Genomic DNA, 6,551 nt, shown 5'->3' with positions numbered 1-6,551 from the left:
TGAAGACATCCAGGGGGGAGGCAAGGACAGCATCACAAAGACAATCGGTACCATCATGAATCTGGCCATGAAGTTGGAACAGGAGAAGGCCTTGTCCGCCGGACCCTACGAGCGTAATGAAGATCGGACTGGCCATCGCAACGGGTACAAGGATAAGCTCCTAAAGACGCGTATGGGCGAGGTTCCAATTCAGATCCCACAAGTACGGGGGATGGAGTTTTATCCCGGTGCGGTCGATAAGGGGTGTCGCAGCGAACGAGCCTTGAAGCTCGCCATTGCGCAGATGTATATCCAGGGAGTCTCAACCCGTCGTGTGTCAAAGATCGTCGAACAGCTATGCGGGTTCGAGGTTTCTCAGAGCCAGGTTTCGAATGCCGCCAGGTTGCTTGATGAAGAGATCAAAAAATGGCGAGAACGACCTCTGGATACCTATAAGTACCTCGTGCTGGACGCGACCTATGAGAAGGTTCGTATGGATCGCTCAGTGGTGTCAGGAGCGGTGCTAATTGCCTATGGGATAGACATTACCGGGCAACGCCGTGTACTTGGAATTAGCACAGAGATCAGCGAGGCCGATGTCCACTGGCGGAGGTTCCTCCAGTCGCTGGTAGAACGAGGTCTTCACGGGGTAACCATGATTACCTCTGATGCTCATAGTGGCCTGAAGGCGGCATGCGAAGCGATCTTCCCGACCGTGAAGTGGCAACGCTGCCAGTTCCACCTGCAGCAGAATGCCGGACATCACGTGACACGGCAGAGCATGCGGAAAGAGCTGGCGCAGGATCTACGTACCGTGTTCAATGCGCCTAACCTGGAAGAAGCTCAGCGGTACCTGAAAATAGCCGTTGATAAGTACCGCGCAGATTCTCCACAGCTCAGCGAATGGCTGGAGCACAACGTACCGGAGAGTCTTACGGTGTTCACGATCCCGGTAAAACATCGCCGGCGATTGCGCACTTCCAATCTTGCCGAGCGACAAATGAAGGAGATCAAACGACGGACAAAAGTGGCTATGATCTTCCCGAACAAGGAATCACTGAACCGTATCGTAGCGGCGATCATGATGGAAGTTGACGAGACCTGGGCAACCGGGAAGCGATATTTGGATATGGAGACCGATTAACTTTTTCCAATTTTACAGAAGAAAGGGTTGCTTTATCCGCATTACAGACCCGGAGTTGTTATCGCCTTTCAAGCCTGAACATTGGAGCATAGATAGAAAATTTAATCCCTTCTATGTCCATAAACACGCACCAAGTATAGCCAGATCAATAGCAAAGAAAATTCAGATCGGAGAATATAAACCTAATCCTCCAGAAATCGCACAGATTCCTAAAAAAACCGGGGGAACCAGGAATGTAGCTATGTATCAGATTCCTGATGCTGCTGTTTCTACCATGTTTTATCGCAGATTATTAAGGAAAAATAAGCATAGGTTTAGTTCCTTTGCATATGCCTATAGAAATGATCGAAATGTTCATTTCGCGATTCAGGATGTATCAATTGAACTCAAACAAAACTCACGTCTATTTGTAGCCGAGTATGACTTTTCAAAGTTTTTTGATTCTATAGCACATAAATATTTATTTGATCAATTCAAAAACAATGGATTTTTAATTAGTTCCGAAGAAGAAATAGTCATTCAAGCTTTCCTTTCTGAAAGAAAAATGGGTATACCACAAGGAACCTCAATATCCTTATTTCTGGCGAATCTGGTCTGTTGGAGATTGGATAAACAATTGGAAAAAGAAGGATTACAATTTGCTAGATACGCTGATGACACCGTTATTTGGTCACCGGACTATAACAAAATAAATAGAGCTGCAGAAATTATACATGAATTTTCTGGTGATGCAGGTGTAAAAATTAACGAGAACAAATCCGAAGGAATCAGCCTATTATGCATGGACTCATCCCCTGCGGAATTTGCACGAAGAAAATCATTTGTTGATTTCTTAGGATATGAAATCTCCGTAGAAAATGTGTCTATTAAGAAAAGTTCTGTTCGGAAAATTCAGAAACAAATTTCCTATATACTTTACAAACACTTATTGCAACCATTAAACAAATCTCCCTTACGAGCCATGAAGATCCCAGGAAATGATAAAGATGAAGCACTTCTGAGTTCACTATCCGAAATCAGAAGATATTTATATGGAAACTTAACCGAAGAAATGATTGCCTCATATCTATCTGGCAGGAGTAATCGGATATTCTTCAAAGGAATAATGAGCTTCTATCCTTTGATTGACAATGAAAAACAGATTCGTGATTTAGATGGATGGTTAGTGAATGCGGTCTTTAAAGCAGTTAAGCAACGGGCAAAACTGTTGGAAAGGCATAATTTAAGTCGCAGCCATATTTATCCATTTAAGGCAAGCCGCAAGGACCTTTTAGCATATTGCAATCGAACCATCGTCAAAAAAAAGCATTTACTTAAAATTCCAAGCTTCATGACAATCTATAAAGCAATAAAAAAAGGATTAATTGAATCTGGCATAGAAGGGATAATTGATCCTTTGAAAGATAATTATAATTATTGAGTAACATTTAACATTCGCTTGAACCAGATTTTTCGGCTTCGCCTCAAAACTGGTTAAGCGGTTGTTATGTTCAGCATCAAAATATCAGAATTACAGAGGAGAAATCATTGAACAATTTAGAAGGTAAAACAGAATTAATTGGGAAGTTATTTTCTTCTGATTTCTTCTTTACTATACCTGACTATCAACGACCATTTGCTTGGGAACAAGATAATTTTACGGACTTGATAGATGATTTAGCTACAGCTCAAAGTGACCAACAATATTTTCTTGGAACCCTTGTCCTACATAAAACTGATGAAAAACAGAACTATGATGTAGTTGATGGACAGCAGCGTCTCACTACTTTATTGATATTAATTGCTTGCCTTCGCGATTTAATTGAAGATGATGATTTTAAAAAGCAATTACAAGGGAAAATCGTACAAGAAGAAAACAAGGTGGATGGCATTCCAGAAAAAGCCAGAATTACGGTAAAAGACAGATCAATTTTTAGAGAATTGGTCCTGGCAAAAAGAGGGACGGAAACAGACAAGAAGGAAAAAGATTTAGTCGAACCCGAAGTAAGATATCTGCAGGCTATTCATATTTTCAAAGAAAAGTTACAGGAATATTCTCAAGAACAATTGCAAAAATTTATTCAATTTGTAAATCAAAAATGTGTTGTAATATATTTAGCAACTTCATCGTTCGATGATGCATTTAAACTTTTTACAATCGTAAATGATCGAGGAAGACAATTACGACGTATCGACATACTAAAAGCTCAGAATATATCGCCTGATGCTGTGCCACTTCCGGCAACCAGAGATAAGATTTCAAAGGAATGGGAAAATTTAGAAAATGATCTCGGTGAATCTAATTTAGAATCAATTCTATCCTTAATTAGAATGATTTTTTTAAAAGAAAAACCTGCAGAAGATATTTTCAATGAGTTCGAAAAAAGAATTTTCCGAAAAGGGTTACTTACGAGAGGTGAAAAATTTGTCGATGTCGTTAAATCTTATGGAGAATTATATAGAAGTATTTTTATTGACCGAGATTTTGTCGAAGAAGATAACTCAATAAAAATTAAGTATAAAAGCTTGATTTACATAATGGATAAAGAGTTTAGTGCATCAGAGTGGCGAGCTTGTGTCTTATCTTATGCTAAGAAATTTAATGAGAAAGATTTTTATAAGTTTTTGTTAAAACTTGAAAAAGTTTACTTGGAAGCTTGGACGAAGGGCGTACGAAAAGACGAACGATTTAGTATTTATTCTACAATTCTAAGGGCAATCGAAGCTTCTGAAAAAACTACCGATGTTTTGAATAGTATCAAATTTAAAGAACAGCCAATAAAGAAGGTTGTAACTTCAAAAAATTTTTACTTATCAAGGTACGCTAAGTATTTATTATTAAGGCTAGAGATTCTTACCAGTGAGAATGATGCTGTTAAAGAATTTAATGCAAAATCCATAGAACATGTATTTCCACAGAATCCTGCTTCTGGTTCGAATTGGCGAAACGACCCCGATTATAAATCTCTCAATTCAGTCGTTCATACTATAGGAAATTTGGTTTTACTTAGCAAAGGTAAGAATTCAAGTGCAAGTAATCTTGAGTTCGATAAAAAGAAAGAAAAATACCTAAAAGAACGTGTCTCTGATTATCCTAGAAGCATTCAAATTCTCACAGAGGCAGATTGGACAATCGCTAAGATCAGAGAAAGAAACAAGGATATACAAGAGAGAATTCTTGATGACTTTTAGTGGTGCGAACATAACAAGGACTTCGAGACCGATTCGCCTATTGTCACGGTCCTTGCTTCAGCTACGCCGGCAAGGACGCGCGCCAATTACGGCTCACGGCTCAAGTCGTTGTTATGTTGACGCCTTCGGCGCTTACGAGAATAAAGGAGTAAACAATGGAACAACGTTCTGAAGTAGAATTTAGAGCAGAAAAAATATACAAAAATTCTCGTGAGAAATTTGGGTATTTAATTAGGGAGATTGTCTCGAATTCAATTCATTCGACAATAATTAAAAAGAGCAAATCTGATGCTACTAGTTATTTCCCACAAATCAATTTAACAGTTGATCTAAAAGAAAAAGAAATTATCATTAAAGTAAAAGATAACGGTGAAGGATTTAATAAATTAAATAGGAAATCATTCACTCATCTTGATTATAGGAATTCTGAAAAGGAAGAACTAAAGTTATTCCCTCAAGGACAAGGAAGACTCTCGATAGTATATTTTACTGATGCAGCAATATATAACTCTATATACCTAGATGAACACGGCCAGTATAGAGAAAACACTTTTCCGTACCCAGAAATAGGGAACACACTTTTCGATATCGAAACTGGAGCTGGTAACCCTACAGACATAGCTGAAACCGGCACTGTACTCACTATTACTATCAATAAACAGAATACGTTGAGTCGAGCAAATACTTTTTTTTCAAAATATCCTGATAAAGAAAGTTTAGAAGCTTGGTTTATCGATAATTTTTTTCCGTTCTTTATGGAGTACCCAACTCTAAATCTTAACATCTATTGCTCTGGCATAGATGAAATTAAGATTAACAAGGCCTATATTGAGAAAAATATAAAAAGCCTACCTTTCACTGTAAATAACTTACTAGATGGCAAAAACTATAATTTCAAGGTTTGGATTGTGAATACAGATAGTAAATCTAAGCTTAAAAACTCTGTTTTATGTTATGCAAGGCACCTAAGAGCTGATCTTGTAAATGGAAAGTTGGAATATGACATTGATTTACCCTCAGAATATTATTGGATTTTAACATCAGATTTTTTTGATTCTTTTGTTGATCCTAAGGGCGACAAAATTGAAGTAGCCACTGAAGATATTGGTAGAATACAGTTTAATTTAGACTTAACCCTTAATCAGCATTATCATACTCAGATTGAGAATAATAAAAAAGAAACAAAAACAAACATACTAAAGGCAACAGAAAAATATCCTTCACTTAAAGATTTTGTGGTTCACGATAATATTGATCAAACACGCAAGATACTGAAAGAACATGAAATAGTAAATGATGCAATTGAGAACAAAGGACGTATTGAAAAGACATATTGGAATAATAAAGATGTTGAGAATGAAGAAATTGACAAGCTAATCAATTCAAGTTTGCACATCTATGTTGCGCATCGAAGTCGAGTGTTAGATAAATTTCATGATATGATTTTGAGATTTGATAGTGATGGTGAGAAAAAGTCTGAACCTGAAGATGACATACATGATCTTTTCCTCCGAAGGGGAGAAAAGCTTTCAACGAGTGAAAATATAAATCACCTGCACAACCTGTGGATTTTAGATGATAAATTTACGGTTTTTTCAGAAACAACAAAGGGGTTAAGTTCGAGAAAAGGGCAGGAACTCTCTGACATTTACTTGTGGATTGATGATCCCGAGAAAATTAATGAACTGCTAATCCTTGAACTTAAATCAACAACCAATGCACATAATGCAGGTGATCGATACGAGAGCATGGTTGCGCAAGTTAAGCGCTATGCTGCACAGTTCTATAAAGAACCAAACAAAATATTGGCTTGGGATATAGATCCTAAAAGAATCCTTTTTTCGGGAATAATTCTAGCTAGAAAATCTGATATAAATAAAGAATTGAATTCCAATAACACTAGCGGGATAGCACATAAAATTCCTTACTTAAGTTCTTCATACTTTTACAATGAGAGGTTTTCAATTGCTCCTTCAGATTCTTCAGTACCTGTCTATAATGAAATTCGAATAGAGTTATTAGCCTTTGAAGATATTTATGAACTAGCTAAAAATAGAAATAAAGTATTTTTTAAGCTCCTAAATGGAGAGTATAGAATATCAGAAACATAACAATCGCTTCGAGACGGACTCGCCTATTGTCATGAAAAATGCTTGTCGCTGCGCTCGGCATTTTCCACGCCAATGACGGCTCGCCGCTCAAGCGGTCGTTATAAAGAGCCGGGTAATGTAATTTTGCAATGAGTTTCCGATAGTCC

General features: G+C 37.6%; 4 protein-coding genes. All 4 read left to right on the top strand.

Annotation, left to right across the window (positions count from 1 at the left end):
• Positions 1 to 7 precede the first annotated feature (7 nt).
• The 4 genes from DC28_RS04745 (at position 8) to DC28_RS04730 (ending at position 6,405) form a co-directional block, all read left to right on the top strand.
• The gene (locus DC28_RS04745; RefSeq protein ID WP_408020227.1) at positions 8 to 1,123 is read left to right on the top strand and encodes an IS256 family transposase; all 1,116 of its coding nucleotides are present in this window, start codon (positions 8 to 10) and stop codon (positions 1,121 to 1,123) included.
• Positions 1,071 to 2,543, top strand: coding sequence for a reverse transcriptase domain-containing protein (locus tag DC28_RS04740; RefSeq protein ID WP_081941948.1), 1,473 nt, complete (start codon positions 1,071 to 1,073; stop codon positions 2,541 to 2,543). The genes DC28_RS04745 and DC28_RS04740 overlap by 53 nt, the downstream gene beginning before the upstream one ends.
• Positions 2,544 to 2,650: 107 nt before the next feature.
• Positions 2,651 to 4,294: a DUF262 domain-containing protein gene (locus DC28_RS04735; RefSeq protein WP_037546455.1), complete on the top strand. Its 1,644-nt coding sequence runs from the start codon at positions 2,651 to 2,653 to the stop codon at positions 4,292 to 4,294.
• A 155-nt stretch (positions 4,295 to 4,449) separates the two neighbouring features.
• Positions 4,450 to 6,405, top strand: coding sequence for an ATP-binding protein (locus DC28_RS04730; protein WP_037546454.1), 1,956 nt, complete (start codon positions 4,450 to 4,452; stop codon positions 6,403 to 6,405).
• The last annotated feature ends 146 nt before the right edge of the window (positions 6,406 to 6,551 follow it).

This window comes from Spirochaeta lutea, assembly GCF_000758165.1.
Lineage (GTDB): Bacteria > Spirochaetota > Spirochaetia > DSM-27196 > Salinispiraceae > Spirochaeta_D > Spirochaeta_D lutea.
The sequence above is the reverse complement of the archived record's forward strand: the minus strand, read 5'-3'. Positions and strand labels throughout refer to the sequence as shown.